The following is a 26,846-nucleotide window of genomic DNA, read 5'->3' on the forward strand; positions in this document are numbered from 1 at the left end:
GGGATGTTGCCTGGCAAGTTCCAGGAACATCCCTTTCATTTTTTGAAGTTATTTCTTGTAGCTTTTTTCCCTTATCTCCACCCTGCGTATTTTGCCGCTTATGGTCTTTGGAAGCTCGTCTACAAACTCGATTATCCTGGGATACTTATAAGGTGCCGTGGTCTTCTTTACGTGCTCTTGAAGCTCCTCTATCAGCTCCTGAGATGGAGTGTATCCTTTTGCCAGCACTATGGTTGCCTTTACCACTTGTCCCCTTATAGGGTCAGGGGCACCGGTGACTGCGCACTCTAAAACCGCAGGGTGTTCCATAAGAGCGCTTTCCACTTCAAAGGGGCCTATCCTGTATCCTGAGCTCTTTATGACATCATCTGCGCGACCAACAAACCAGAAATAGCCGTCTTCATCGCGCCATGCCATATCGCCGGTGTAGTAAATGTCGTCGTGCCACACCTCTTTTGTCCGCTCGGGTTCTCTGTAGTATCCGTCAAACATCCCTACCGGCTTGTTGCTGTGGGTACGGATGACAATCTGACCTTCTTCACCGATGTCACATGAACGTCCGTTTTCATCGACTATATCTATGTCATATCCAGGTGCGGGTTTTCCCATTGAACCTGGTTTTGGTTCCATCCAAGGGAAGGTGGCTATGGTTACGGTAAGCTCGGTCTGCCCATAGCCCTCCATCAGCTTGATGCCAGTGGCCTTAAGGAATTGATAGTATACCTCGGGATTTAACGGTTCTCCTGCTACCACGCAGTACCTTAGGCTTTCCAAGTTGTATTGGGATAAGTCCTCTTTGATGAGAAAACGGTATATGGTAGGCGGAGCGCAGAAAGTGGTGACCTTGTACTTTTCCACCATCTGAAGAAGGCGTTTGGGGTCGAATTTGATGTAGTCGTATACGAACACCGCACTGCCGCATATCCATTGCCCGTATATCTTGCCCCATACCGCCTTAGCCCAGCCGGTATCAGCTACTGTATAGTGAAGGCCATCGTCTTGCACATTCTGCCAGTATTTGGCTGTGACTATGTGGCCGAGAGGGTATATGAAATTGTGCTGCACCATTTTGGGATACCCAGTGGTACCCGAGGTGAAGTATAGCAGTGAGATATCTTCGTTAGTTGTGGCCTGGTTTCCAGTGGGGCGCTCAAAGTGAGATGGAGCGCTCTCTATTCCTTCATAATAGCTTATCCAGCCTTCCCTCTGGCCTCCAACCACCACTTTGTATTTGAGGGAGAGCGATTGAAGATGGGCCTGATCTACGTGCTCAAGCACCAGAGGTTCATTTAAGGCTACGATCATCTTGATGTCAGCGGCGTTGTTGCGGTATACGATGTCTTTGGCGGTGAGCAGATGAGTGGCAGGTATCGCTATTGCTCCCAGCTTATGAAGCGCAAGCAGGCAAAACCAAAACTCGTAGCGCCCCCTAAGTATCAACATCACTTTGTCGCCCTTTTTTATCCCTAGCGCTTTGAAGAAATTGGCTGTTTTATCGGTGTAGTGTTTTATCTGTTCAAAGGAAAAAAACTCTTCTCCTCCGTTGTCATCGCACCATACTATAGCTGTTTTGTTGGGCTGTAGTTTGGCTAGCTCATCGACGACGTCATAGGCAAAGTTGAAATTATCGGGGACGTTTATCTTAAAATTTTGTACGAAGTCCTCGTATGATGTGAATTTTCCTGAAACAAATCTTTCAAGCAACATTTGCATCTCTACTCCTTTTTACGTTTATTTGGTGTGGTTGCTGCTTTACCATGGATTTTAAGCAGCTTATAAAATATCAGCTTTCTGAAGCCGTGATGGCTTTACGGAAAGTGTGGCACATCAAGCCACTATTACCTTTGTGGTCAAGGCCTACATTATAGCTGCTAGTTTCATGCTTACATAGCCGATTTTCCGACTGGTTAAAGTTCAGCCTACTTGCCCTATCCTTCAGCTCATTTACTTTACAATATAATAGCCAAGAATTTGGCAGTCTTGCCGTTTAATGCCTTCATGCCATGCTTGAAACTGGCGTCGAAGAACAGGGCATCGCCCTCATTGAGTATCAGCTCATGGGTATGTATCACCACTTTGAGGGTCCCTTCCAGAACGTAGTTGAATTCCTGGCCGGGATGGGAATTGAGAGCTATTGGCTGGTCGTCGGGTTTTGGTTCAACGGTGACCAAAAATGGCTCAGCCTTTTTGTGGGCAAAGTTGTAGGCAAGACTCTGGTATTTGTATTCTTTTCTCCTTTCTACCTCCAGCCCCTTGCCTTTTCTTACCAGCGAGTAAATGTGAAGGCGTGGTTCCTCGCCCGTCAAAATTGCTGTCAGCTCCACGTTGAATTTGTTTGCCACCTGGTATAAAAAGCTTACGGGTATATCTGCTTCTCCGCTTTCATATTTTTTATAAAGTTCAAGGGGGATATTGAACTGTCGGGCCATATCCTCTTCTGAAATGCCCGAGATTTCTCTCAGCTCTTTGATTCTCATAGCGATTTGTTTGATTTGTTCACACATAGGTTTCCCCTTTCTCAACATTATTTACCCATGTTACTCTGTAGGGCAACATAAATGTTCTTACATCAGTTTACAGGCCGCTTTAATCCCTGGTTATGACAATTTCTGGTCCCGCAGCTTACAGTCAATCTCTTGAGTTTTTGGTGTAGCGTTGTTTAAAAACTCACGGTTTAGAGGATTATGTTTTATAAAACTAGTATAGTGAATGTTGTATAAATATGCAATACCTTAATCTTGTGTGGTGAGTATTTGGCTTTTGGGCGTTTGTAGCTTACTTGCCTGGATGTGGACTTAAAAGGTGGCAGCCTGAATCTTGAAAAAATAAAAGGGTAAAGAAAGTATAGAAAAATTTTCCCAAAGAATAATAATTTTTAGAGGATTTTTGGACATTAAAGCGAAAATATAAAGTAGAGAAGGGAACAGATTGTAGTTACGCTCATTCAGCTAAATCAGGAGGGTAAAATATATGCGCATAGAAAACATGGATATGGGCAAGGGGATAACGCTGTGGGTTTTACCTACAAAGAAATTTAAAACCGTCACTATAAGCTTTTGTTTCCACAGAGACCTTAATGAGGATTACACCTACAACGCTTTGATCCCGGCGGTGCTAAAGCGTGGATGTGAAGGCTTTGAAACTCTAAAAGATATTGAGCGGCACTTGGAGAGCCTGTACGGGGCTTTATTTGATGTGGGTGTGCAGAAGAAGGGTGAAAGGCAGGTACTCAGGTTTTCCATGGAAGTGGTAAACGATGATTACTTGGCAGAGCAGGGGATACTGGCACAGGCTTTTTATTTCCTAAACCGGGTGATCAACCGCCCTGTATTGGAAAATGGTGGTTTTAAAAAGAGCTATGTGGCCCAGGAGAAGGAAAATCTGAAAAACAGGATCAAGTCGCTGGTCAATGACAAGATTCAATACAGCTTGGAGAGATGTGCCCAGGAGATGTGCAAGGGTGAAAAGTACAGCAGGTATGTTTTTGGCAATATAAACGAACTAGAAAATTTGGACGATGCCAGGCTGTATAGCGTGTACTGCGATGTTACGCAGTCCAGCCCGCTAGATGTATTTGTGGTGGGGGATATAGACCCTGCTAAAGTGAGGTTGCTGCTTGAGCGCAGCCTTTCAATGGAGAGAAAGCAGGTAAGAACTATACCTAAAACTACTTATAAAAAGCTACAGGTGGTGCCCAAAACTGTCACAGAGGAGATGGACGTAAATCAGGGTAAGTTAGCCATGGGGTTTAGGACCAATATAAACGCCACTGACAAGGAGTATTTTCCTCTATTGGTATACAGCAGCATTCTAGGTGGTGGACCTCACTCTAAATTGTTTATAAATGTAAGGGAAAAAGCAAGTTTGGCTTATTATGCTTTTGCACGGCTGGAGAAGTTTAAAGGCCTGATGTTCATTGGCGCCGGTATCGATTTTGACAAGTATGAGCAAACGGTGAACATAATAATGGAGCAGCTTGATGCCGTGGCAAAGGGGCACATCACCCAGCAGGAGTTTGAAGGGGCGATAAATGCGTTGGTCACCTCACTTAAGGGAAGCATGGATCAGCCATCTCAGCTCATAGACTATTACCTGGGCAATAGCGTTATGGATTCCGATATCACCGTGGAGGAGCTGATAGAGAGGATAAAAGGCGTTACAGTGGATCAAGTGGTGGAAGTTTCCGACAGGATCAAATTGGATACAATCTATTTTTTGAGAAATAGAAAGAGGGGATATGTCATCCATGAGAAGAGAAATTAAAAACGAGGTATTGAACGAAAGGTTGATACATACGAAGTTAAAAAACGGTTTAAATGTATATGTGTTGCCCAAGAAGGGTTATCAAAAACAGTTTGCCATTTATGCCACCAATTACGGTTCCAATGATAATCAGTTTGTGGTACCGGGGGAAAAGGAGCCTACAAGAATGCCTGAGGGCATTGCACATTTTTTGGAACATAAGCTGTTTGAGCAGGAGGAAGGGAGCGTATTTGACATCTTTTCAAAGCTGGGGGCCAGTCCCAATGCTTTTACTAGTTTCAACACCACGGCTTATCACTTTACATCCACAGGGAGCTTTTATGAGTGTCTGGATGTGCTTCTCAATTTTGTGGGTACACCTTACTTTACAGACCAGACAGTGGAAAAGGAAAAAGGCATTATTACCCAGGAAATAGTCATGTATCAGGATGACCCAAGCTGGCGCGTGTTTTTCAATCTGCTAAAAGGGCTATACCAGAATCATCCTGTAAAAAACGATATTGCCGGAACGGTGGAATCCATCCAAAAAATAACCAAGGATATGCTGTACAAGTGTTATGAGACGTTTTATCATCCCTCCAATATGGTCTTATTTGTGACGGGGGATGTGGATACCGACAGGGTTGTACAGCAGGTTGAGCGCTATTTTAGTGATAAGGATGTGTCTAAGCAGGGAGAAATAAAGAGGATATACCCAAGTGAACCTTACCAGGTAGCCGCTCCGGTGGTGAAGGATAAGCTGCCAGTGCCTCGACCGCTGTTTATGCTGGGGTTTAAAGATACCCAGGTAGGACAGGAGGGGCAGCCATTGCTTGACAAGATGATACTAAATGACATCATGCTGGAGATGCTGGTGGGTCAAAGCTCGGACCTTTACGTCAAAATGTATGAAGAAGGTTTGATTGACTTGACCTTCAGCGCTGAATATACAGGAGAGAAGGATTACGGGCATATAATAATGGGCGGGGAATCGCCAAATCCAGAAAAAGTTGTAGACATGGTTTATAAGGAAATAGAAAGGCTGAAGCAGGAACCCTGGGATGTGGAGTGCTTCTCACGGGTCAAGAAAAAGAAGATAGGAGAGTATATAAGGATGTTCAACTCGCTGGAGACAATCGGCGTGCAGTTCGTGTCCTTAATTTTCAAAAATATAGGGTTGTTTGATTACATCGAGAGGCTTATGCAGATAAACTATGAACAGCTGAAGAGCCATTTCAATAAGTTTTTTGAAAATTACCAAAGTAGCGTATCCATTATACTGCCGAACTAGAGAATTTTTAAGGTAAAGGGGAGGATTTTATGTGGCCGGATCCGGTTGCATTTGAGATTTTTGGACGTCCTGTGTACTGGTACGGTATACTCATTGCGACGGGGGTACTTTTAGGGATTTACCTGGCCATGGGGTATGCCAGAAGGCTTAACTATGACCCCGAGATAATTTTGGATTTTGCCCTTCTGGCCATCCCGTTTGCCATTGTAGGCGCAAGGCTGTATTACGTGGTTTTCCAGTGGGAGATTTATAAAAATAATCCTGTGGATATATTTAAAATATGGCAAGGGGGCCTTGCCATATACGGTGCGGTGATAGGCGGCATAGTGGCGGCTTTAATATTTTCGCGGTGGCGCAAGGTCAATTTCTGGGACCTGGCTGATCTTGCATCACCCAGCCTCATACTTGGCCAGGCAATTGGCAGGTGGGGAAATTTCTTCAACCAGGAAGCCTATGGTAGATTGGTAACTGATCCAGCCTGGCAGTGGTTTCCGTTTGCTGTGTATATAGGATCGAGGAAAGAGTGGCACATGGCTACCTTCTTCTATGAGTCCATGTGGAACTTGTTGGTGTTTATATTTTTGATGTATTACAGAAAGCGGAGAAAAAGGCCAGGGGATATATTCCTGCTTTACCTGCTGCTCTATTCGTGCGGGCGCATTGTGATAGAAGGACTTCGCACCGACAGCCTGTACTGGGGACCATTCAGGGTATCGCAGCTGCTGGCAGGATTGCTGATAGCCTTTTCTGTTGTGATGCTTGTGGTTAGACGTAAAAAGGTAGAGCCTGCCACAAAAGGTGGTATTTTATCGGATGGAAAAGGGTTAGTATACATGGGCGAAGAAGAAAAGCATAGAGCGGAAGAGCAAAATGAGCAAGAAAAAGCAGAAAAAGAAGACATTTTAAAAGATGCGGAGCAAAAAGGTTCAAGCAACTCCGATGCTGATTGTCAATGATGATGTACCAGGAGAAAAACATCGTGTAAAGTGATTAATAGTTATTTGCAAGAGCTATACGGAATTTGGCGGTATGCTATCCAGCGTTTAAGAAAAATTTAGAGGTATGGGGGAGTACGCGGGGGCATTAATCCCTCTCAATTTATTGAGAGAATACACGGACCCGCTCGCCCTAGCATTTACAATTGTTTGACAATATGTTATCATAATGGCTTGAAAAAGGAAGCTTGGGAATCAACTAGATCAGCAGTTTACAATATCAATTACCACGTACACGTTTTTCTTTCTGCTCCTCCTAAGATAACTCCAGCGGTGATAGTCAAAATATTAAAGGGTTCCACGGCCTGCATTCTTTTTTTGAAGCATCCGAAACTCAAAAAGAAACTCTGAAGCAGTCATCTATGGAAACCAAACTACTATGTGGGCACAGCAGGGCAGGTTTTTAGTGATACTATCAGTCGGTGTATCGAGCACAAAAAAAGAGGGGGAACAGTTCCTCTCTTTTTTAATTTTAAAAAATGATGGGATGAAAAATAAAAAAATCGGAAAAAATAACGGATAGAAAATTGTTGGAGGTGAGGAAATGCCCGTATTGGACATCAGCATAGTACCGGTTGGCACCGGGCAGCCCAGTTTTAGCAGCTATGTAGCCCAAGCCTGCAAAATTATAGAACAGCAGGGGCTTAAATATCAGATTACGCCTACTGGAACAGTAATAGAAGGTAACCTTGATCAATTGATGAATGTAGCCCGGCAAATTCACAGCATCCCATTTCAAATGGGGGCCGAGCGGGTTATTACCAACATGACCATTGATGAGCGTTATGACCGTCCAATGGATATGGAAAAGCAGGTTCAGTCGGTCAGGCGAAATATGAACCAATAAATAATTTAAGTATGAAAGGAGAAATGTTGAGTATGGCTGAAGAGACGGGAAACAAGCAGAATGAAATGAACAGAAACGAAGGCGGCAGGAGCTGGTTAGGTATAATCATTCGCTTTGTAGTTGCTGCTGTGGTGCTGATGGTGACAGCGCTTTTGACCCCTGGTTTCTCCAATATAGGGTTTGGTACAGCGCTGTTGGCTGCAATTGTGATTGCCGCCATGGATTATGTTATACAAAAGCTATTTAAGATTGATGCCTCGCCCTTTGGACGAGGTATCGTGGGGTTTCTGCTCTCGGCACTGATCATTTACTTGACGCAGTTCCTGGTGCCGGGAATGCGGATCAACGTATTCGGCGCTATTGTGGCGGCTTTGATCATAGGGATTATCGATGCCATTATCCCTACACACGTTATGTGATTTGCGAAAAAAGAAATAAAATAAGAGGCCTTGAGAGAGGGGCCTCTTATTTTATTGTATGTTGATGAATCTATTGATGTGGCATTCAACGGTGTAGTACAATAATGGTACAATGTTGGGAAAGTACCACTTGATAGAGCAGTAATTTAGCCTGCCCAATTGGGTATTGGAAGCATATGGTATAAATTTTTAGCCTTTGGGAAAAGTATGGGAAAAGCAAATTGCCAAAAAAGCAAAAGCCCTGTGACGCTTGATGTTACAGGGCTCTGGTGCGCCCAGCAGGATTCGAACCTGCGACCTCCAGATTCGAAGTCTGTCACTCTATCCAGCTGAGCTATGGGCGCATGGTTTTAAACTTTTATCAAAAACAAATGGAGCGGCAGACGGGATTTGAACCCGCGACCTTCGCCTTGGCAAGGCGACGCTCTACCCCTGAGCCACTGCCGCACGATGGTGCGGGCGAGAGGACTTGAACCTCCACGGATACCTTCCACTAGATCCTAAGTCTAGCGCGTCTGCCAGTTCCGCCACGCCCGCTCTATATCCTCTATGTCCACCACTTTTTATCTATTTTCATCAAATTTAAATTTTTGTCCATTTATTTAAGGTTTATAATTTTAATCTGGTGACCCATCGGCGATTCGAACGCCGGACACCTGGATTAAAAGTCCAGTGCTCTACCACCTGAGCTAATGGGTCATATTGTGGCTGGGGCGGCAGGATTCGAACCTACGAATGCGGGAGTCAAAGTCCCGTGCCTTACCGCTTGGCTACGCCCCAACGCCATAAAAATAAATTGGGGTGGATAGTGGGATTCGAACCCACGACCTCCAGAGCCACAATCTGGCGCTCTAACCATCTGAGCTATACCCACCGTAATTTTCTTCTATGGCGCGCCTGAAGGGATTTGAACCCCTGACCTACGGATTAGAAGTCCGTTGCTCTATCCAGCTGAGCTACAGGCGCACATTAATGGAGCGGGTGATGGGAATCGAACCCACGCCGCCAGCTTGGAAGGCTGGAGTTCTACCATTGAACTACACCCGCATCACAACTTACTCTTTCTATTTATTATTTCCTAATGGCAAAATATATTTTAACCTGTAGTATGGGTTTTGTCAACATGCTTTTTTATTTTTTGTCCTAGTGAGGTCTCTTTTTCTACATTACCCCCTTTTTCTCCTGTTTTTACCTACTAAAATTTTATACGGCCTTTTATTTTTTCAGGGAGCTGTTGTGTAGGAGAAATATTATTTTGGCTTCCTGATCTTCTCGTCTTTTTAACTTTCTAAAAATAATGGAGATATGATAAAATATTCCGGTACAGTTTCCACTGTAAAGTGTATTGATGGCTTTTAAAGGTTGTTTGGAAGGAGGTTATTTATAAATGGCAAAAGCTTACATAGTGAAAAACAAGGAACAGCGGACGTTGTGCGGCCACCCCTGGATCTTTAGAAGTGATATAGAACGTATTGAAGGAGAGTGTCAGCCTGGCGATGTGGTGGAAGTATACTCATACAAAGGGAGGTTTCTGGGAAAAGGTTACTACAATCCCAAGTCTCAGATTGCTATAAGGCTACTTACGCGGGAGCAGGAAGATATCAATGCCGACTTCTTTTACAGGAGGGTTAAAAGTGCTTGGGAATATAGAAAGCAATTTGCTGATTTGAACAGCTGTAGAGTAGTCTTTGCGGAATCGGACTTTCTGCCCGCACTTATAGTGGACAAGTTTTCAAACTACCTTGTCATGCAAACCCTGGCGTTGGGTATTGACAGGTATAAGTACTTATTGGCAGACATCCTGGATGATATCATAAAGCCTGAGGGGATTTATGAGAGAAACGATGCTCCGGTGAGGGAGCTTGAAGGCCTGGACCAGAGGAAGGGGTATATTAAAGGGGAATTTGATACCAACGTCATAATGGTGGAAAACGGAATAAAGTTCCTGGTTGATGTGGCGAACGGCCAAAAAACGGGGTATTTCCTCGACCAAAAAGAAAACAGGGCGGCTATACGACCATTTGTAAAAGGAGCCAAGGTGCTGGATTGCTTTACCCATACAGGGTCGTTTGCTTTGCACGCGGCGCATTACGGTGCTGAAAGCGTTTTGGGTATCGATATTTCGGAACACGCAGTTGAGATAGCCAAAAAGAATGCTGCGTTAAATGGATATGAAAGAATGTGCCAATTTGAGGTGGGCAACACATTTGATGTTTTAAGGAAATATCATCAAGAGAAGAACACCTTTGATGTGATAATACTCGATCCCCCGGCATTTACAAAATCTCGTGAGACGGTGGAAAATGCCATCAGGGGATACAAAGAGATTAACCTAAGAGCCATGAAGATAATACGGCCGGGAGGGTATTTAATTACTTGTTCCTGTTCTCAACATATAGATCCGGAATTGTTTATGGACATTCTGTATACTGCTGCCATTGATGCCAAGAGGGATGTCAGAGTGGTTGAGAGGCGTTCACAGGCTAAGGACCACCCTGTGTTACTATCATCCAAGGAGACCGAGTATTTAAAATGCGTGATCCTGCAGGTGTGCTGAAAGGGCGGCTTGGTGATGGTGAAATATTTTTTCTGTTTTATGATCGAATATCGTTTAATCCTGCCTCAAAAACGTATATAAATTCTCTTATTTCGGTTTTGAATTGAATCTACATGTAGAGTTTTCAATTGACACAACAACTCCAATTTTCTTTAGGTGAGCGGGGTGAATACATATAAGTGGTTATGATGAGGCTACTGCTGGTTGAGGACGATGAAGCCATTGCTGTGGGGCTAGAGTATTCCCTGTCACAGGAGGGCTTTGAAGTTATAACCTGCTATAATGCCGCATCGGCTCTGGAAAGGATAGCGGCCGAGGGCTTTGATTTTGCCATCATCGACATATCTCTTCCCGACGGCAATGGATTTGACGTGTGCAAAAAGCTTAAGGAAAAAGGGGATACGCCGGTGATATTCTTAACCGCACGGGATGATGAGGGCAGCGTGGTCATGGGGCTTGACATAGGGGCCGACGACTACATCACAAAGCCGTTCAGGCTGAGGGAGCTCCACTCCCGAATTCGAGCCGTACTCCGCAGGGCAAGCAAATCAAGCCAAGACCACATAATAAGCATCGGCAGCTTAACCATTAATCTAGCCGAGGGTAAGGTGAAGAAGAATGGCAGGGAAGTGGTTTTGACGGCCCTGGAATACCGCATTTTGCTCACGCTCATCACCAATAGGGGGCGGGTGCTGACCCGGGATCAGCTGCTCCAAAGCATCTGGGATGTGTCGGGTGACTTTGTCAATGACAACACCCTCACTGTTTATATTAAGCGCTTGAGGGAAAAGATTGAAGATGACCCTCAGAATCCTACTATCATAAAAACGGTGCGGGGTATAGGGTACCGGATATAGCGGCTCTGGCATGAAGCCGTTAATCAAAGTATTTTCCTATAAAATTGCCAAGGGTATTAATGCGTTTTGTTGCATTAAAAGATTTATAATCCATTTTCATTATTTTATATTGCTATCACTATACGTACTCTCAAGTTGGTGAACCATGACAGGGTTTTAGAAAAATGATTAACGGGAGGATTTGGAAGTGTCTTTATGGAGAAATAAGGAAATAAAGAGGTTTGCCGTGGCAGTTTCCGTTTTGAGCACTGTTTTGGCTATTATAGGTTTCTCAAGCAGCGGTGACGCCGGAATCCTCGTCTTGATTACGGCTTTTTTGTTGTGTGGGGCGTTTTTTGCTTTCACGGCTTACCGCTACAAGCAGATAAGGAAATTGTCTGACTATTTAAGGCGGATCTGCTCTGGAGAGCATTTTCTTGACATACGCGACAACGTGGAGGGAGAGCTGAGTATTTTGAAGAATGAGATATACAAGGTGACCTTGATGCTATCGGAATATAATAAAAAGCTGCAGCAGGAGAAATTGCGTCTGTCGGAGCACATGGCTGACATATCGCATCAGCTCAAAACACCCATCACCTCCATGATGGTCATGGTTGACCTGCTGGGAAACGAGGACCTGCCGCCCGAAAAGCGCAGGGAATTCACTGCCCGCATCTCCTCCCAATTAAAGCGCATAGAATGGCTGGTCTCATCACTGCTTAAAATGGCGAGGCTGGATGCCGGCGTGGTGAAGATGAAGCGAGAGAGGGTTAAGGTGCGCACTCTCATAGAAAACGCTTTAAAACCCCTCCTCATACCCATGGAAGTGAAAGGCATTACCTGTACCGTTACAGGGCAGGATGAAACTTTAACGTGTGACCTGCAATGGACCACCGAAGCAATTATAAACATCTTGAAAAACTGCATAGAGCACTCTCCAGAGAATGGCAAAATCGAGATTGCCGCACAGGACAACCCGCTTTATTTCGAAATCCGCATATCCGATAACGGGCCGGGCATAAGCAAAGAGGACCTCCCCCATATATTTACCCGCTTTTATAGGGGCAAAAACGCGTCGCCCGACAGCGTGGGAATCGGCCTTGCCATGGCAAAAAGCATAATCAAGGAGCAAAACGGGGATATCACGGTGGAAAGCCGTGAAGGTAGAGGAACAACCTTCTTCATTCGCCTGTATAAGGCAGTTGTATGAAGGGGTTTTGTTGAAGATACGAAACGATGTATAAGCTTTCCGATTTCCAGCAAGTTTTTTGGTTTTGCAGTTTTAATATTTCAATTTCTGTGCCTCACGTTTCAGAGCATGTAAAAGTGACAAAACTGTCACAGAGTAAGTCACCTGAATGTCACGCCGTTGTGGTAGACTCGTTTTCGAAAATTAAAAATGCTCTGGAGGTGCTATATGGAGATACTACGGGTTGAAAACCTGACAAAGGTATACGGCAAGGGGGAGACGGCGGTCACCGCTCTGGACAACGTCTCCTTTTCGGTGGAGAAGGGCGAGTTTGTGGCCATTGTCGGGCCGTCAGGGTCGGGTAAATCGACGCTGCTCCATATACTGGGCGGGGTGGATTTTCCCACCTCAGGCAAGGTATACATCGACGGCACCGACATCTACAGCCTGGACAGGTCAAGGCTTGCCATTTTCAGGCGCAGGCAGATCGGCCTGATCTATCAGTTCTACAATCTGATTCCCGTGCTGGATGTGGAGGAAAACATAATGCTGCCTCTGCTGCTCGACGGCAGGAAGGAGGATAAGGCACGCTTGAATGAGTTGCTTACCACTCTGGGTCTTAAGGACAGGGCAAAGCATTTGCCCAATCAGCTGTCGGGCGGGCAGCAGCAGAGGGTGGCCATAGGCCGCGCTCTCATAACCAATCCCGCATTGATACTGGCGGATGAGCCCACGGGCAACCTGGACAGCAAAAACAGCGCCGAAATCATCGAACTGCTCAAGCTGTACAACCAGAAGTATAATCAGACCATCATAATCGTGACGCACGACGAGAGGATTGCGCTGCAGGCAAGCCGCATCATCAGCCTCGAGGATGGCAGGATCGTAAGTGATGAGGTGGTCAGGCCATGAACGTTATGAATAAAGTTACGCTGGCTGCATTAAAGAGAAGCAGGACGCGCACCATCGTCACCATCATCGGTATCGTTCTATCCACAGCCATGATAGCTGCCGTGACCACTTTTATATCCAGCTTTCAAAACTTCTTGATTAACTATACAAAGGCTGATACGGGGGATTGGCATGCGGTTGTTTGCGACGCTGACCTTGATACAATTGAGCGCATTAGCAAAAACCGAGAGGTAAAGGAGCTTGCCGTAACCAAGGGGATAGGCTATGCGCTGCTCGAGGAGGGATTAAACGAGTATAAGCCCTATCTTTATGTTCTGGGGTTTGATGAAAAGGCGTTTGAGATGTTGCCGGTGCATTTAAAAAGTGGCAGGCTTCCACAAAATGAAAACGAGGTTGTCGTGCCCTATCACATATTTACCAACGGCGGCGTGAAGTATGAGGTGGGCGACACCATTGAGCTTAAAATCGGTTACCGGGTTTCGGATGATGGCACAATTTTGGGTCAAAAGGATTATTACAGGCACAAGAAGGACGGGGTTTCAGAAAAGCTGGTGGTCACAGGTACCAGGACGTATAAGGTGGTGGGGATATGCGAAAGGCCGTCCTTTGCAATAGAGGAGTACTCTGCCCCAGGATATACCCTTATCACCGTCCTCGATAAAAGCGAGTTGAAGGAGAACGACGCGGCCAATGTGTATATAAAGCTTAAGAATCCACGAAGGGTGTACGACATATACAATAACCTCGGCATGGATAAGCTCAAGTACAAAGATTATGGATACAATGACGACTTGCTCAGGTTTATGGGCATAAGCCGGAATGATAATTTTTTGGCTGTACTGTACGGCCTTGCTTCCATATTGATAGCTCTTATCGTAGCCGGCTCGGTGTCCTTCATCTACAACTCGTTTTCCATCTCGGTCAGCGAGCGCAAGAAGTACTTTGGCTTGCTGACAAGCATCGGCGCCACAGCACAGCAGATCAGGCATTCGGTGTTTTTTGAGGCCCTTGTGCTGGCAGCTATAGGTATACCCGTAGGTGTATTATCGGGCATCGCCGGCATAGGCGTTACGCTGCATTTGTTGAGGGATATGTTTGCCAGCATCATGGCTCTGGGTGACCGCGTGCCTATGATGCTGTCGGTGTCTATTCCCTCCGTGATAGCGGCGGTGATTTTGGCTCTGGTTACCATACTGATATCGGCCTATATACCGGCATGGCATAGCGGAAAAATTTCGCCAATTGATGCCATCAGGCAGACTACTGATATAAAGCTCACTGCGCGGCAGGTCAGGACATGGCGCTTGACACGCAAGCTGTTCGGCATGGAAGGGGATCTGGCGCTTAAGAATTTAAAGAGGAGCCGCAAGCGTTACCGAAGCACGGTGGTCTCGCTTTTTATGAGCATAGTCCTATTTGTATCGGCTTCATCCTTTTCGATGTATCTTATGGACAGCGTTTCCAATGTGTATCAGGGTGTGGATTATGACCTGTACTATTTTACCAACGAAAGGGGCGATTTGAAGGATTCAACACTTAAAGCCTTCAGGGATAGCGTTTTGTTGGACATCATTGAACAGGGTTCCATAGTGAGAACGATATATGCTGAAGCTAGGATTCCGAAGGATTATCTTACTCAATCATTTTATAACAAGATGATTGATAAGGGTTTTATATCTGATGGGGAGGACGCTCCTGTAATGGTTACCTTATACAGCGTTGACCGCGATACCTTTAAATATTACGTCCGCCAGTTGGGGCTTGATGAATCGCTCTTTACAAATCCCGATTCCCCTGCTGGAATCGCAATAGATTACCAGCACTATTATGATGACCAGCAAAAGAGGTTTATAAATTCCAGGATATTCGGCAGTAAAAAGCCCGAAAAATTGACATTGATTGCTACTAATTGGGGAAAAGGCGAAAGAAAATTGGAGGATGAGATCCAACTTATTGAGTATGCCAATGATGCTCCGCTTGGGGTACTGGATTATGCTGTACAATTTAATTCAATCATTGTGGTAATTAGCGACGAGATAAGGGGGGCTATATTTGACGGCGACGAAGAGGTTTGGAACCCTGCCAGTATGTGTTTTGATGCCGTAGATCCCTTTGAAGCCGAACAGGACATAATGGATATACTTGTGGACGCGGGTCTTCCCACGCACAACCTGCATAATATAGCAAGGAATATACAGAACAGCCGCAATATCGTCACCATCATATCGGTGTTCTCCTACGGGTTTATAATACTGATCTCCCTCATAAGTATTGCAAACGTCTTTAACACCATCTCCACTAATATCAATTTAAGAAGAATAGAGTTTGCAATGCTGAAGTCGGTGGGCATGACCGACAGAAGCTTCAACAGGCTGCTCAATTATGAGTGTATATTTTACGGTTTAAAGTCTCTGCTTTACGGACTTCCGGTTTCTGTGCTGGTCACCTATCTTATATATATGAGCATACGGCAGGGGGTTGAAATGCCTTGCCGGCTGCCGACAGGGAGCATAGTGGTTAGCGTCTTAAGCGTGTTTTTTGTGGTGTTTGCCAGTATGGTGTACTCCATGAGGAAGATACGGCACGAGAACATCATGGACGCCATAAAAAGCGAGAGCGTATAGAGAATACCCTCGAAAAATGACCGAGCAATATATTGCTCAATGATTGACTCTGTAGTGCAACCTTGCATAATAATTGGGAGTGAAGCCCCAAGGCCGAACCTACAAACAAGTTAAATAAAGCTCTTAGACTTTTTTTGAGAGCGTACCTATGAGACAGCAAGTTTGCAATGAATTCAAAGGCAATTATACAATGAAAAAGGCGCCGGCTGATCTATCCAACCGGCGTCTTTTGTTTTTAACTTTGGCCTACGAGTTGAGTATAAATTAAATCCTAATTATGTTATTTTGAGGGTTTGGTTTCTGGTAATAAAAGATATATTCCCTTTGACTCTCTTTAATTTCAAATAACGGCAAGTATGACAAAGTTTAATATAAAGAGCAGTGTTGCCACTATCAATATTGGGTGTACGTCCTTCAGTTGGCCCTTGCACATTTTAATTACTAAATAGAATATAAACCCTGCTGCGATGCCATAGGATATGCTGTAGCAAAATGCCATAAATACGCCTGCAAAGAATGCAGGTATTGCCTCGTCTAGGTCATCCCATTTAATTTCCTTAAATGCAGACATCATCATAATACCAACTGCAATAAGCGCTGGTGCAGTAGCTGCCGCTGGTACCAGTCCGGCTATAGGCGCCAGCAGAACGCAGGCTAGCATCAGCAATGCTGTTACAACGCTGGTTAAACCTGTGCGACCGCCAACCCCTATTCCGGCAGCGCTTTCAATGTATGTCGTGGTGTTGGATGTGCCAAACAGCGAGCCAATCGATGTAGCGATGGCATCGGCAAACAATGCTTTGTCCATTTTGGACTTGAAGCCGCTGCTGGTCTCCATAAGCCGTATATCCTCTGCGCTGAAGATACCGCTTTGACGTCCGGTACCTATAAATGTACCGATGGTATCAAAAGTATCAGCAAGGCTGAATGCGAATATGGTCATCAAAACTAATGGAATCTTAGAAGCATCTGCAAACAAGGAGCCTATGCCTTCCGGTCCAAGAGCTGCGCCAAAGGTGGTGCCAAGCTGTGCGAATGCTGCGCCAAGCCCTGTGGTGGTTCCAGCCTTGGATATGTCAACCACACCCATGGGTATACCGATAATGGTTGTTGCGATGATCCCGAGTAAGATGGCGCCTCTTACCTTGAACACGAGCAATACAAAGGTCAACACAATACCTATGATGGCCAGGATGACAGTCGGATTATTGAAGGTTACTAAGGCCGGTACAGTGCTGGAATCACTAATAACGGTACCGCCTTCTAGTACTATGTTATGGCCTGGGTCGGAGGTAAAGTTCAAAAGCCCGGCATTTTTGATGCCTATGTAGGCTATGAATATGCCTATTCCTCCGCCTATGGCGTTTTGCAGGCTGACGGGAATTGACTTGATTATGGATTTACGGATTTTAGTCACGGTAATAAAGATGTTTATAAGGCCGCAGATGAAAACCATGGCCAGTGCCTGTTGCCATTTAAAACCTAAACCTAAACATACAGTATAAGTGAAGAAAGCGTTTAAGCCCATGCCAGGGGCTTGTGCGTAAGGCACGTTGGCAAAAAGACCCATGACAAGGGTGCCCACTACTGATGCGATGATTGTGGCCAGGAATACCGCTTCTCGTGGCATGCCTGTTTGTGAGAGGATGGCCGGATTGACAAAGATGATGTAGGACATGGCAAAGAAAGTGGTAAGTCCGGCCAGAATTTCGGTTGATACCTTTGAGCCGTTTTCGCTGATTTTAAAGAATCTGTCCAGCATAAAAAACCTCCTCTTCTTTAAAATTGTTAAACAAGTAAGCTACCGTCCACACTGAAAATGTGGAGGTTTCCTGTTTCATCGACCAGACTTACCACCGGTAAGGTATTTCCCGGCAGTAGATGTCTAATCTCCGCAGGCGCAATTTGTCTCCATCTTTTTTGTGGAAAATGGAGATGAATTGCATGTTTTATTAAGTAATATAAAAATAGGGCCAATGTACCATGTGAACATTTTATATTCATATAATACCGTATGTTCGTCAAAATTGCAAACGAAATTTAAAAAATTTTGCTTAATGATACGTTGAACAACCACAAAATTTGGGTTTAAACCACAAAGCTGGAGTGATTAAAACCCTGCCTGAAAACAGCAATTGATACGGTTTTTGTGTATTGACACCTTTATAATGAGTATAGTATTATTTATAAAAATGCAAAGGGGGGAAAAAGATGAAAAAGTTCACAATTGCATCGATATTATTAATTTCTATATTGGTATTAACTGGCTGTTCTCAGGGGACGTCCACCGGTCAGGATGTCATTAAGATAGGCGTAAACTACGAATTATCAGGCGGCGTTGCTACTTATGGCCAGAGTTCTGTAGAAGGCATTGAACTGGCTGTGGAGCAAATCAACAATGCCGGTGGAATTAAAGGCAAGAAGATTCAGCTTGTTAAGTATGATAACAAGTCTGAGCCTTCAGAGGCCACAACTTTAGCGACGAGATTGATGACTCAAGATAAGGTAGTGGCTGTGCTGGGGCCGGCTACGTCGGGGGCCTTTATGGCGACCATACCAGTGGCAAATCAGAACAAGGTGCCGGTGATCTCAGGTTCGGCTACTGCCGATAACGTAACTGTAGATGACAAGGGCGTAAAAGAATATGCCTTCCGTATATGCTTTACCGATTCACAGCAGGGCAGTGCGGCGGCAAAGTTTGCTCTGGATAACCTTTCTGCTAAAAAAGCCGTTATAATCATGGACAGCTCCAGCGATTATGCTAAAGGGCTTGCTGAGACGTTTACCTCCACATTTAAGGCTGGGGGTGGTACTGTAGTTGCTCGGGAAGCCTACATGTCAGGTGATACTGACTTCAACGCCGTTCTAACAAGCATAAAGGGTAAGGATTTTGATGTGATATTTATCCCAGGTTATTACAATGAGGCTGGACTGATCATCAAGCAGGCCCGAGCGCAGGGGATAGACGTTCCAATAGTTGGAGCCGATGGTTTTGACTCGCCCAAGCTTGCTGAACTGGCAGGCGCTAATGCCCTCAATAAAGTCTATTTTACCAATCACTATTCATCGGTAGATTCAAGCCCTGTGGTGGCCGAGTTTGTTAAGACCTTTAAAGCCAAATACAACAAAGAACCTGATGCGTTCAATGCTTTAGGGTATGACCTGGCAAAGTTTGTGGCTGATGCTTTAAACCGGGCGGAAAAGATAGACGGAGAATCGCTAAAGAAAGCGCTGGAGGCAACCAAGAATTTTGAAGGCGTGACCGGAACAATGAGTGTGGATAAAAATCATAATGTTGTGAAGGACATCATCGTCATCGAATTGAAGGATGGTAAGCAATTCAAGACATACAGAGTTACCAATTGAAACCGGATTGATGTAAAGTGATATTTTGGTGGATAAGGCTGGTATTGCGTATAAGTGAGGGCGCTCATTGTGTCCTCACTTATATGCATTTAAATAGAGAAAAATTACGTTTTGTTTGAGCTGGTATAAAGGATGCGGGCATATGAAGATGTATATAACGGCATAGTAGTTGAGGTATCAGAAGTTTAGTGAATTTTGTGCATATTGGTTTCTGTTTAAAGTTAAAAAAGTGAAACATGTGCAGAAAGAAGGGAGAGTAGGTGGAACAGCTGCTACAGCAAATCATCAATGGCATATCGTTGGGTAGCATTTACGCCCTTATAGCCCTGGGATACACGATGGTATATGGAATTATAAAGCTGATTAACTTTGCGCACTGCGATATATATATGATAGGTGCATATGTGGGGTATGTATGCATGGCCAAGCTGGGATTGGGCTTTGTACCTTCTTTGTTTGCTTCGATGCTAGTATGTACACTGTTGGGCGTTGTCATTGAAAAGATTGCTTACAAGCCTTTGCGAAACGCCACAAGAATCGCTGCGCTTATAACGGCCATAGGTGTCTCGCTGTTTTTGGAGTATACCACAATGTTTTTTGCCACCCCCAACGTGAGGACTTACCCTCCCATGACCGGATTTATGACAAGGACGTTCAAATTTGGAGGTATTGTAATCTCATCTCAACAAATTTTAATTGTACTTATAACGGTTATTTTGATGGTACTGTTGCAGCTTATCGTCAAGAAAACAAGGATTGGCAAAGCGATGCGTGCTGTTTCGTTGGATAAAGACGCTGCTGAGCTTATGGGGATTAATGTGGATTCCACCATTTCCTTTACATTTGCGTTAGGGTCGGCCCTTGCAGGGGCAGCGGGGATTTTGGTTGGCGTATACTATAACTCCATCAATCCATTGATGGGCGTTTTACCAGGCCTTAAGGCTTTTGTTGCTGCCGTCTTTGGAGGCATTGGAATCATCCCTGGAGCCATGCTGGGGGGATATGTGATAGGTTTTATAGAGGTTATGGTGTCGGGCTTAGGTTACTCCATGTACAGGGATGCTGTGGTATTTGCAATATTGATATTGATTCTCATTGTAAGGCCGGCAGGACTGCTTGGTAAAAATACTGGAGAGAAGGTGTAGCAGAAAATGAAGAGGTTGCTAAATGTTAGACCTGTAAAAGGATTAATTTTGCTTATTTTCACCTATATAATAATACAGCTGCTTATTTCTGTTAACCTTATAAACGATTACTTGCAGGCTACCCTTACCACCATTTGTATAAATATCATACTTGCAGTGAGCCTTAACCTCGTAACAGGGGTTACCGGCCAGTTTTCTCTAGGCCATGCCGGTTTTATGTCCATTGGTGCCTACACTTGTGCTCTGCTTTTGCTCAAAAGTCCTACTGTACCTACTTTTTTGCTTGGTACCTTGCTGGGGGCTTTGCTGGCAAGCCTGGTGGGCTTTCTGGTTGGGTTACCCACATTGAGGCTTAGGGGAGACTATCTGGCCATTGCCACGTTGGGCATGGCGGAAATCATTAAAATCATTTTTATCAACCTGGACGAGGTTACCAATGGTCCTCGAGGTTTAAGCGGTATACCTAGGTTTGTTAACTGGACGTGGTTATTCATATTTACAGTCGGGATTGTATTGCTAATAAGAAATTTTTTGAGGTCTTCTCATGGGAGGGCTTGCATAGCCATACGGGAAGATGAGATTGCGGCAGAGACTATGGGAATCAATACCACATGGTACAAGGTCTTGGCTTTTGTTATAGGCGCCTTTTGCGCTGGTATAGCAGGAGCGCTGTATGCCTCATATTTTTATTTTATAAAACCCGATCTGTTTGGATTTTTGAGGTCTGTGGACATTCTGGTTATGGTGGTGCTTGGAGGGTTGGGGAGCATATCAGGCTCTATACTGGCGGCAATTTTGCTGGCTATAATATCTACTCTGCTTCAGTCATTTGCAGAGGTCCGTATGATACTGTATGCATTGAGTTTAATTGTAATAATGATATTCCGTCCTCAGGGATTGATGGGAACAAGGGAGGCTTCACTTTCTGTATTCACCAGGCTAGGCAGGCTGTTTGCGGTTGAGAAGGGGGAAAAATAGATTATGCCGTTGCTTAAGGTCAATAAGCTTACAAAATCGTTTGGCGGTTTGACGGCCGTTTTAAATGTAAATATAGAGCTTAAGCAGGGAGAACTGGTGGGATTAATTGGTCCCAACGGTGCGGGCAAGACCACCGTCTTCAACCTGTTGACTGGCGTGTATGTCCCTACGAGTGGCAGTATTGTGTTGAATAAGGATGGTGTAGAACAAAAACTTCAAGGCCTTAAACCGCATAGGATATGTAAGGCAGGTGTAGCAAGGACCTTTCAAAATATACGCCTGTTTAAAGATTTGACGGTATTTGATAACGTGCGCATTGCAATGCATAAGGACGTGCGATACGGGCTGCTGTCCAGCTTTTTACACCTGCCGTCGTATCACAGGGAAGAAAAGCGGATCAGCGAGGCTACAATGGAACTGCTCCGGATTTTCAAATTAGACGACAAAAAGGATGAATATGCAAAAAATCTTCCATATGGGGAACAGCGCCGTCTTGAGATCGCTAGAGCATTGGCTACCAATCCCAGCCTTTTGCTGCTTGATGAACCGGCTGCGGGGATGAATCCTGCTGAGACGGCCCAGCTTACCGAATTGATAAAGTGGATCAGGGAAAGGTTCAATTTAACCATTCTTTTGATTGAACATGACATGTCTTTGGTTATGAAGATATGTGAACGCATCTATGTACTTGATTACGGAATATTGATTGCAGAAGGTACTCCGGATGAAATCAGGTCAAACAAGAGGGTCATAGAGGCGTATTTAGGAGAGGATGTTGGCGATGCTTGAGGTAAGAAATCTTAACGTCCATTTTGGGGTAATACACGCATTAAAAGGAATCTCTTTGGTGGTCAACGATGGTGAGATTGTAACTTTGATAGGTGCTAATGGTGCGGGGAAGACTACGACATTGCGTACAATATCGGGGTTAAAAAAACCCACCGATGGCGAGATTATACTGAATGGCAGAGATATAACCAATGCGTCTGTCCAAGAGAGGGTCAAGATGGGAATTTCCCATGTACCCGAGGGGCGACGCGTCTTTTCCAATATGACAGTTCTGGAAAACCTTGAGCTAGGGGCTTATCTTCGAAAAGACAAGGAAGGGATTGCAAAAGACTTGAAGAAAGTCTTTGACCTCTTTCCTGTGCTGGCTGACAGACGAAAACAGCTGGCCGGTACCTTGTCAGGTGGAGAACAGCAAATGCTTGCGATTGGCCGAGCACTCATGAGCAGGCCTAAAATTTTATTATTGGATGAACCTTCTATGGGCCTTGCGCCCTTGTTGGTTCAGGAGATTTTTAATATAATAAAAGACGTAAACAGTAGTGGGACGACGGTGTTGCTGGTAGAGCAAAACGCAAGGATGGCACTACAAATCGCTCATCGTGCTTATGTTATAGAGACGGGTAGAATCGTGCTTTCAGGTACAGGTGCTGAACTTATGGAGAGCGAAGAGATTAAAAAAGCCTATTTGGGGGGTTAATGATATGTTTGTTAAAAACAGGATGACCACCAACCCGTTTACCATTTCGCCTGAGCAAACCATTCCAGATGCCCAGGAGATTATGATGAAACATGGTATAAGGCGTTTGCCGGTGGTTAAAGACGGTAAGCTGGTGGGTGTGGTCACAAAGGAAGATATCGAACGGTATTCGCCTTCCAAGGCAACCAGCCTCAGTATGGGTGAGATTACCTATTTGCTATCTAAAACCAAAATCAAGCAAATCATGACCAAGGATCCTGTTACCATATCCCCCAATGCGCTACTTGAAGAGGCAGCCACGCTTATGCGGGACCAAAAAGTAGGGTTTTTGCCGGTGGTGGAGGGCGACAAGCTGGTAGGTATCATAACCGAGAGCGATATCTTTGACGCTTTCATTGAGCTGTTGGGCTTCCGTGAGCGGGGGACGCGGCTTACCATTGAAGCATCTGATGAGCCAGGTATTTTAGCCAGGTTGACCGGCATCTTTGCGCAGTATGGCGCAAACATCACGCGTGTGGCGGTTTACCGAGGTGCCGATGGCACCAGCAGCGTTGTGGTGGGCATAAACTCTTTTAACACGGAGAATATAGAAAAAACGCTGGAGGAAAATGGTTTTAGGATATTGTATAAGCTGCAAAACAAGTGAAGACCTTGAGTATTGCTGAATGTTGGTTGAGAGGCTTTCCTGCTATGGTTTAGCAGGAAAGCTTTTTGGAGTTGAAAAATGTGGCTATAATGGAGATGAAGCTTTATGCTAAAGGATGATTTGCTGTCTGCCTGAAAGGCAGTTTATTTTTTTTGAGCGATAAGAATAACTTATACTTGTAATAATTTTTAATTAATTGGATTTAGAGCCATCAGTAGTATATAATAAAACTAAATGTTTTCATTGAATTTCTTTTATTTATACGGCTTTAATTTTTTGAGAAGAGGCAGTAATAAGCTGGACATGAAGAGTTGACAAAATGGGAGGTATGACGGATGAGGACGGTAGGCACACAGGCGAGAGGCATACGCTTGCCCATCATAAAGAAGGGCGATGACCTAGTGGAGATAGTGTCTAAGGCGGTAGTTGAATCCAGTCGAACTGAAGGGTACTCATTGAACGACAGGGATGTGGTAGGGGTTACAGAGTCGGTGGTGGCTAGAGCTCAAGGGAACTATGCCACCATTGACCAAATAGCAGCCGATATAGCAGCCAAATATCCCGATGGCGAAGTGGGAGTGGTGTTTCCCATACTCAGCCGCAACAGGTTTTCGATGCTGCTCATGGGTATAGCGAAAGGGGTTAAGAAGGTTTACCTTCAGCTGAGTTATCCTTCCGACGAGGTAGGCAATCCTATTCTCACATGGGATGAGCTGGACGAGAAGGGAGTAAACCCCTATACCGATACTTTGACGGAAGAGAAGTTCTACGAGTTGTTTGGCCATGGAGCTGTTCACCCCTTCACCGGCATAGACTATATAAAATACTACAAGGAATTGGTGGAAGGGATTACCATAATATTTTCAAATGACCCAAGAGCTATATTGAAATACACGCCGCATGTACTGGCTGCCGATATCCATACCCGTTTCAGGACCAAGAGGCTGCTAAAGCAGGCGGGGGCTAAGACGGTTTATGGCCTTGATGACATACTGACTCAGCCGGTTAACGGCAGTGGCTATCATCCTCAGTATGGACTGCTAGGTTCGAACAAGGCTTCCGAAACCACCGTCAAGCTTTTCCCCAGGGATGGCCAGGAGTTCGTCGACAGGTTGCAGGCGAGGCTCAAGGAGCTTACGGGCAAGCACATGGAAGTAATGATATACGGCGATGGTGCCTTCAGAGATCCGGTGAGCGGTATATGGGAACTGGCAGATCCAGTGGTGTCGCCTGCATACACCAAGGGATTAGAGGGTACTCCTAGCGAGGTTAAGCTTAAGTATCTGGCTGATAACATTGATGATAAAGAAAACCTAGAAGGGAAGATAAAAGAGATTATAAGGTCCAAAGAGAAAAACCTTGTGGGCAAAATGATATCGCAGGGTACTACTCCGCGTCGTCTTACCGACCTTTTAGGTAGCCTTTGTGACCTGGTGAGCGGGAGCGGCGACAAGGGCACACCCGTCGTGCTTATACAGGGCTACTTCGATAGTTATGCTACTGACGCTGAATGAGAGCCTATAGTCGCTGTTGACACCGTGCTTATATGCTGGTATATTATTGCTGAAAAGGTATTGTGGGGTGCAGTTACATCGGTTTAAAGGTATTTTACAATTGTTGAGAAAAGGCATGGGTTTTAGCTTTCTAGTGTTCGCGGCAAAATTGCCGGAAGCCCCCATCAGTTAAAAAGCAAAGCTTATCTTCTTGCAAAACTTTGAAGAGGTTTGGGAAAACCAATTCAATAGAATAGTGGCGGGAGATATGTGAGAGCCATATTAGTCAGGCTGTGTGCAGCTTGATTAATATGGCTTTTTCATTTGAGAGGAGGGAAGGCTGTATGTTTGATGTGGCTATAATAGGTGCTGGGGTTGTAGGCTGCAGCATAGCCCGAGAGCTTGCCAGGTACAAGCTGGATGTATGCGTCCTGGAAGCAAAGTCCGATGTTGCCATGGGGAGTTCAGGTGCCAACAGCGGTATTGTGCACGCAGGTTATGACTGTAAACCGGGGACGCTGATGGCTTATCTTAACGTCAAGGGCAATGTCATGTATGATGATATTGCACGGGAATTGGATGTGCCATTCAAGCGAAACGGTTCACTGGTTTTGGCGTTTACTGATGAAGATGTGCAAACGCTTCATCGCTTATTGGATCAGGGCATAAAGAACGGTGTAACCCGTCTTAAGATTTTATCTGCTAAGGAAGTGCTTGATATGGAGCCCAACTTGAATCCTTCTATCAAAGCGGCGCTGTGGGCTCCCGCGGGTGGTATCACGTCTCCGTTTGAAGTCACCATAGCCATGGCGGAAAACGCCGCTGACAACGGAGTGCAGTTTTATTTGGGCCATCAAGTTTTATCCATTCAAAGGTGCGGCGATAGTAAATTCCACATTGAAACATCAAAAGGAGCATTTATTTCTCGGTATGTGATAAACGCAGCCGGCATAAACAGCGATTTGGTCAGCCAAATGGTGGGAGATCATTCATTCAGCATATATCCGCGTAAAGGGGAGTACTGCCTATATGACAAAAAGTGGGGGAACTTGGTCAACAGCACCATATTCCAGCCACCGTCCCGTCTTGGTAAGGGCGTACTAGTCACTCCTACCGTGGATGGCAACTTGCTAATAGGGCCGAATGCGGTGGATATAAATGACAGGGATGACGTCGACACCACTGATGAGGGATTGGGATTTGTGTATCAAAAAGCGTTAGAGTCGGTGCCTCTCCTGCCAAGGACTGATGTCATAACCCAGTTTGCGGGTTTGAGGGCAATAGCCGATGGGGAGGACTTCATAATTCGCCCATCCCACATAGTGGAAGGATTTGTTCATGTGGCGGGAATTTGCTCGCCAGGGCTTTCGGCCGCTCCGGCAATAGCTAAGTATGTTGTGGATATTCTAAACGGCATTATGCAAAGAAATAGCCACAAGTTGGAGCCTAAAAAGGACTTTAATCCTCACCGCAGGGGTATAAGCAGGTTTAGCGATGCCGACTGGCATACCAGGGAGGAGCTCATAAAAAAGGACTCAAGGTTTGGACGCATAGTATGCAGGTGTGAGATGGTGACCGAGGGGGAGATAGTTGAGGCCTTACACAGAAATCCGCCGGCGCTTACGCTAGACGCAATAAAGCGGAGGACCAGGGCAGGCATGGGGCGCTGTCAGGGAGGGTTTTGCACGCCGCGCATCATGGAGATAATGGAAAGGGAGCTGGACATCCCCATGGAGCAGATAACCAAAAAAGGTGGTAGATCGAGGCTTGTGCTGGGGAGGATCAAAGACTTTTTGGAGGGGGATGGGGAATGTTAA

At 45.1% G+C, this 26,846-nt stretch carries 21 protein-coding genes, 8 tRNA genes and 1 pseudogene; 19 read left to right on the plus strand and 11 right to left on the minus strand.

All coding sequences use genetic code 11. The features are described from left to right. Positions 1 to 48 precede the first annotated feature (48 nt). Complete coding sequence (locus tag JOD02_RS02995; RefSeq protein WP_204487336.1) at positions 49 to 1,704, minus strand: AMP-binding protein; 1,656 nt, start codon at positions 1,702 to 1,704, stop codon at positions 49 to 51. 245 nt (positions 1,705 to 1,949) lie between these two features. Continuing rightward, on the minus strand, positions 1,950 to 2,504 hold the full coding sequence (locus JOD02_RS03000; RefSeq protein ID WP_204486799.1) for a helix-turn-helix domain-containing protein: 555 nt from the start codon (positions 2,502 to 2,504) through the stop codon (positions 1,950 to 1,952). Between the two features lie 466 nt (positions 2,505 to 2,970). Between JOD02_RS03000 and yfmF the strand changes: the two genes are divergently transcribed. The 6 genes and pseudogenes from yfmF to JOD02_RS03030 all read left to right on the plus strand — a co-directional run bounded on the left by yfmF (position 2,971) and on the right by JOD02_RS03030 (position 7,794). Beyond that, positions 2,971 to 4,263, plus strand: coding sequence for an EF-P 5-aminopentanol modification-associated protein YfmF (gene yfmF, locus JOD02_RS03005; protein WP_204486801.1), 1,293 nt, complete (start codon positions 2,971 to 2,973; stop codon positions 4,261 to 4,263). Then, positions 4,247 to 5,533 (plus strand): EF-P 5-aminopentanol modification-associated protein YfmH, encoded by a 1,287-nt coding sequence (yfmH, locus tag JOD02_RS03010; RefSeq protein ID WP_204486803.1) that lies wholly within the window; start codon positions 4,247 to 4,249, stop codon positions 5,531 to 5,533. The genes yfmF and yfmH overlap by 17 nt, the downstream gene beginning before the upstream one ends. A gap of 29 nt (positions 5,534 to 5,562) precedes the next feature. After that, positions 5,563 to 6,489 carry a prolipoprotein diacylglyceryl transferase gene (gene lgt, locus JOD02_RS03015; RefSeq protein WP_204486804.1) on the plus strand — a complete coding sequence of 309 codons (927 nt, stop codon included), beginning with the start codon at positions 5,563 to 5,565 and terminating at the stop codon, positions 6,487 to 6,489. Between the two features lie 213 nt (positions 6,490 to 6,702). Beyond that, a pseudogene (gene tnpA, locus JOD02_RS11945) lies at positions 6,703 to 7,011 on the plus strand (IS200/IS605 family transposase). Between the two features lie 61 nt (positions 7,012 to 7,072). Continuing rightward, positions 7,073 to 7,375 carry an MTH1187 family thiamine-binding protein gene (locus JOD02_RS03025; RefSeq protein WP_204486806.1) on the plus strand — a complete coding sequence of 101 codons (303 nt, stop codon included), beginning with the start codon at positions 7,073 to 7,075 and terminating at the stop codon, positions 7,373 to 7,375. Between the two features lie 65 nt (positions 7,376 to 7,440). Further along, a complete protein-coding gene (locus JOD02_RS03030; RefSeq protein WP_243426335.1) occupies positions 7,441 to 7,794 on the plus strand; it encodes a phage holin family protein in 354 nt (117 codons plus the stop codon). A gap of 267 nt (positions 7,795 to 8,061) precedes the next feature. Here the strand turns inward: JOD02_RS03030 and JOD02_RS03035 are convergent. From JOD02_RS03035 to JOD02_RS03070, 8 genes are all read right to left on the minus strand, one after another. Beyond that, positions 8,062 to 8,138, minus strand: a tRNA-Arg gene (locus JOD02_RS03035). A gap of 28 nt (positions 8,139 to 8,166) precedes the next feature. Further along, positions 8,167 to 8,241 (minus strand) — tRNA-Gly (locus JOD02_RS03040). Between the two features lie 4 nt (positions 8,242 to 8,245). Further along, positions 8,246 to 8,331: transfer RNA gene (locus JOD02_RS03045), tRNA-Leu, on the minus strand. Positions 8,332 to 8,417: 86 nt separating this feature from the next. After that, a tRNA-Lys gene (locus JOD02_RS03050) sits at positions 8,418 to 8,493 on the minus strand. 6 nt (positions 8,494 to 8,499) lie between these two features. Beyond that, a tRNA-Gln gene (locus JOD02_RS03055) sits at positions 8,500 to 8,574 on the minus strand. 17 nt (positions 8,575 to 8,591) lie between these two features. Then, a tRNA-His gene (locus JOD02_RS03060) sits at positions 8,592 to 8,668 on the minus strand. Positions 8,669 to 8,683: 15 nt separating this feature from the next. Beyond that, positions 8,684 to 8,760 (minus strand) — tRNA-Arg (locus tag JOD02_RS03065). Between the two features lie 7 nt (positions 8,761 to 8,767). Continuing rightward, a tRNA-Gly gene (locus tag JOD02_RS03070) sits at positions 8,768 to 8,841 on the minus strand. A gap of 340 nt (positions 8,842 to 9,181) precedes the next feature. Here JOD02_RS03070 and JOD02_RS03075 point away from each other — a divergent pair. The 5 genes from JOD02_RS03075 (at position 9,182) to JOD02_RS03095 (ending at position 15,915) form a co-directional block, all read left to right on the plus strand. Beyond that, positions 9,182 to 10,351, plus strand: coding sequence for a class I SAM-dependent rRNA methyltransferase (locus tag JOD02_RS03075; protein ID WP_204486809.1), 1,170 nt, complete (start codon positions 9,182 to 9,184; stop codon positions 10,349 to 10,351). Positions 10,352 to 10,539: 188 nt separating this feature from the next. Beyond that, a complete protein-coding gene (locus JOD02_RS03080) occupies positions 10,540 to 11,208 on the plus strand; it encodes a response regulator transcription factor (protein WP_204487338.1) in 669 nt (222 codons plus the stop codon). A 187-nt stretch (positions 11,209 to 11,395) separates the two neighbouring features. Beyond that, positions 11,396 to 12,400, plus strand: coding sequence for a sensor histidine kinase (locus tag JOD02_RS03085; RefSeq protein WP_341534516.1), 1,005 nt, complete (start codon positions 11,396 to 11,398; stop codon positions 12,398 to 12,400). A 207-nt stretch (positions 12,401 to 12,607) separates the two neighbouring features. Beyond that, positions 12,608 to 13,291 carry an ABC transporter ATP-binding protein gene (locus tag JOD02_RS03090; protein ID WP_204486812.1) on the plus strand — a complete coding sequence of 228 codons (684 nt, stop codon included), beginning with the start codon at positions 12,608 to 12,610 and terminating at the stop codon, positions 13,289 to 13,291. Continuing rightward, positions 13,288 to 15,915 (plus strand): ABC transporter permease, encoded by a 2,628-nt coding sequence (locus tag JOD02_RS03095; protein WP_204486814.1) that lies wholly within the window; start codon positions 13,288 to 13,290, stop codon positions 15,913 to 15,915. Before JOD02_RS03090 ends, JOD02_RS03095 begins: the two co-directional genes overlap by 4 nt. Before the next feature lie 340 nt (positions 15,916 to 16,255). Here the strand turns inward: JOD02_RS03095 and JOD02_RS03100 are convergent, their stop codons facing one another. Further along, the gene (locus JOD02_RS03100) at positions 16,256 to 17,674 is read right to left on the minus strand and encodes an NCS2 family permease (protein ID WP_204487340.1); all 1,419 of its coding nucleotides are present in this window, start codon (positions 17,672 to 17,674) and stop codon (positions 16,256 to 16,258) included. A 452-nt stretch (positions 17,675 to 18,126) separates the two neighbouring features. Between JOD02_RS03100 and JOD02_RS03105 the strand changes: the two genes are divergently transcribed. The 8 genes from JOD02_RS03105 to JOD02_RS03140 all read left to right on the plus strand — a co-directional run bounded on the left by JOD02_RS03105 (position 18,127) and on the right by JOD02_RS03140 (position 26,846). Beyond that, positions 18,127 to 19,281 (plus strand): ABC transporter substrate-binding protein, encoded by a 1,155-nt coding sequence (locus JOD02_RS03105; protein WP_204486816.1) that lies wholly within the window; start codon positions 18,127 to 18,129, stop codon positions 19,279 to 19,281. A 260-nt stretch (positions 19,282 to 19,541) separates the two neighbouring features. Continuing rightward, complete coding sequence (locus tag JOD02_RS03110) at positions 19,542 to 20,426, plus strand: branched-chain amino acid ABC transporter permease (RefSeq protein WP_204486818.1); 885 nt, start codon at positions 19,542 to 19,544, stop codon at positions 20,424 to 20,426. A gap of 6 nt (positions 20,427 to 20,432) precedes the next feature. After that, the gene (locus tag JOD02_RS03115; protein ID WP_204486820.1) at positions 20,433 to 21,404 is read left to right on the plus strand and encodes a branched-chain amino acid ABC transporter permease; all 972 of its coding nucleotides are present in this window, start codon (positions 20,433 to 20,435) and stop codon (positions 21,402 to 21,404) included. Between the two features lie 3 nt (positions 21,405 to 21,407). Next, positions 21,408 to 22,193 carry an ABC transporter ATP-binding protein gene (locus JOD02_RS03120; RefSeq protein WP_204486821.1) on the plus strand — a complete coding sequence of 262 codons (786 nt, stop codon included), beginning with the start codon at positions 21,408 to 21,410 and terminating at the stop codon, positions 22,191 to 22,193. Further along, positions 22,186 to 22,890 (plus strand): ABC transporter ATP-binding protein, encoded by a 705-nt coding sequence (locus JOD02_RS03125; RefSeq protein ID WP_204486823.1) that lies wholly within the window; start codon positions 22,186 to 22,188, stop codon positions 22,888 to 22,890. The genes JOD02_RS03120 and JOD02_RS03125 overlap by 8 nt, the downstream gene beginning before the upstream one ends. Before the next feature lie 4 nt (positions 22,891 to 22,894). Beyond that, positions 22,895 to 23,536, plus strand: coding sequence for a CBS and ACT domain-containing protein (locus tag JOD02_RS03130; protein ID WP_204486825.1), 642 nt, complete (start codon positions 22,895 to 22,897; stop codon positions 23,534 to 23,536). Positions 23,537 to 23,871: 335 nt separating this feature from the next. Further along, positions 23,872 to 25,050 (plus strand): coenzyme F420-0:L-glutamate ligase, encoded by a 1,179-nt coding sequence (locus JOD02_RS03135; protein WP_204486827.1) that lies wholly within the window; start codon positions 23,872 to 23,874, stop codon positions 25,048 to 25,050. Positions 25,051 to 25,373: 323 nt separating this feature from the next. Continuing rightward, positions 25,374 to 26,846: an NAD(P)/FAD-dependent oxidoreductase gene (locus JOD02_RS03140; protein WP_204486829.1), complete on the plus strand. Its 1,473-nt coding sequence runs from the start codon at positions 25,374 to 25,376 to the stop codon at positions 26,844 to 26,846.

It is taken from the genome of Caldicoprobacter guelmensis, from assembly GCF_016908415.1.
Classification (GTDB): domain Bacteria; phylum Bacillota; class Clostridia; order Caldicoprobacterales; family Caldicoprobacteraceae; genus Caldicoprobacter; species Caldicoprobacter guelmensis.

Excerpts from the sequence above, each read along its gene's own strand:
- JOD02_RS03140 (WP_204486829.1), top strand. The coding sequence starts at position 25,374 with ATGTTTGATGTGGCTATAATAGGTGCTGGGGTTGTAGGCTGCAGCATA.
- JOD02_RS03030 (WP_243426335.1), top strand. The coding sequence starts at position 7,441 with ATGAACAGAAACGAAGGCGGCAGGAGCTGGTTAGGTATAATCATTCGC.
- JOD02_RS03130 (WP_204486825.1), top strand. The coding sequence starts at position 22,895 with ATGTTTGTTAAAAACAGGATGACCACCAACCCGTTTACCATTTCGCCT.
- yfmH (WP_204486803.1), top strand. The coding sequence starts at position 4,247 with ATGAGAAGAGAAATTAAAAACGAGGTATTGAACGAAAGGTTGATACAT.
- JOD02_RS03075 (WP_204486809.1), top strand. The coding sequence starts at position 9,182 with ATGGCAAAAGCTTACATAGTGAAAAACAAGGAACAGCGGACGTTGTGC.
- JOD02_RS03105 (WP_204486816.1), top strand. The coding sequence starts at position 18,127 with ATGAAAAAGTTCACAATTGCATCGATATTATTAATTTCTATATTGGTA.
- JOD02_RS03000 (WP_204486799.1), bottom strand. The coding sequence starts at position 2,504 with ATGTGTGAACAAATCAAACAAATCGCTATGAGAATCAAAGAGCTGAGA.
- lgt (WP_204486804.1), top strand. The coding sequence starts at position 5,563 with ATGTGGCCGGATCCGGTTGCATTTGAGATTTTTGGACGTCCTGTGTAC.
- yfmF (WP_204486801.1), top strand. The coding sequence starts at position 2,971 with ATGCGCATAGAAAACATGGATATGGGCAAGGGGATAACGCTGTGGGTT.
- JOD02_RS03025 (WP_204486806.1), top strand. The coding sequence starts at position 7,073 with ATGCCCGTATTGGACATCAGCATAGTACCGGTTGGCACCGGGCAGCCC.
- JOD02_RS03120 (WP_204486821.1), top strand. The coding sequence starts at position 21,408 with ATGCCGTTGCTTAAGGTCAATAAGCTTACAAAATCGTTTGGCGGTTTG.
- JOD02_RS03115 (WP_204486820.1), top strand. The coding sequence starts at position 20,433 with ATGAAGAGGTTGCTAAATGTTAGACCTGTAAAAGGATTAATTTTGCTT.
- JOD02_RS03125 (WP_204486823.1), top strand. The coding sequence starts at position 22,186 with ATGCTTGAGGTAAGAAATCTTAACGTCCATTTTGGGGTAATACACGCA.
- JOD02_RS03080 (WP_204487338.1), top strand. The coding sequence starts at position 10,540 with ATGAGGCTACTGCTGGTTGAGGACGATGAAGCCATTGCTGTGGGGCTA.
- JOD02_RS03135 (WP_204486827.1), top strand. The coding sequence starts at position 23,872 with ATGAGGACGGTAGGCACACAGGCGAGAGGCATACGCTTGCCCATCATA.
- JOD02_RS03090 (WP_204486812.1), top strand. The coding sequence starts at position 12,608 with ATGGAGATACTACGGGTTGAAAACCTGACAAAGGTATACGGCAAGGGG.
- JOD02_RS03095 (WP_204486814.1), top strand. The coding sequence starts at position 13,288 with ATGAACGTTATGAATAAAGTTACGCTGGCTGCATTAAAGAGAAGCAGG.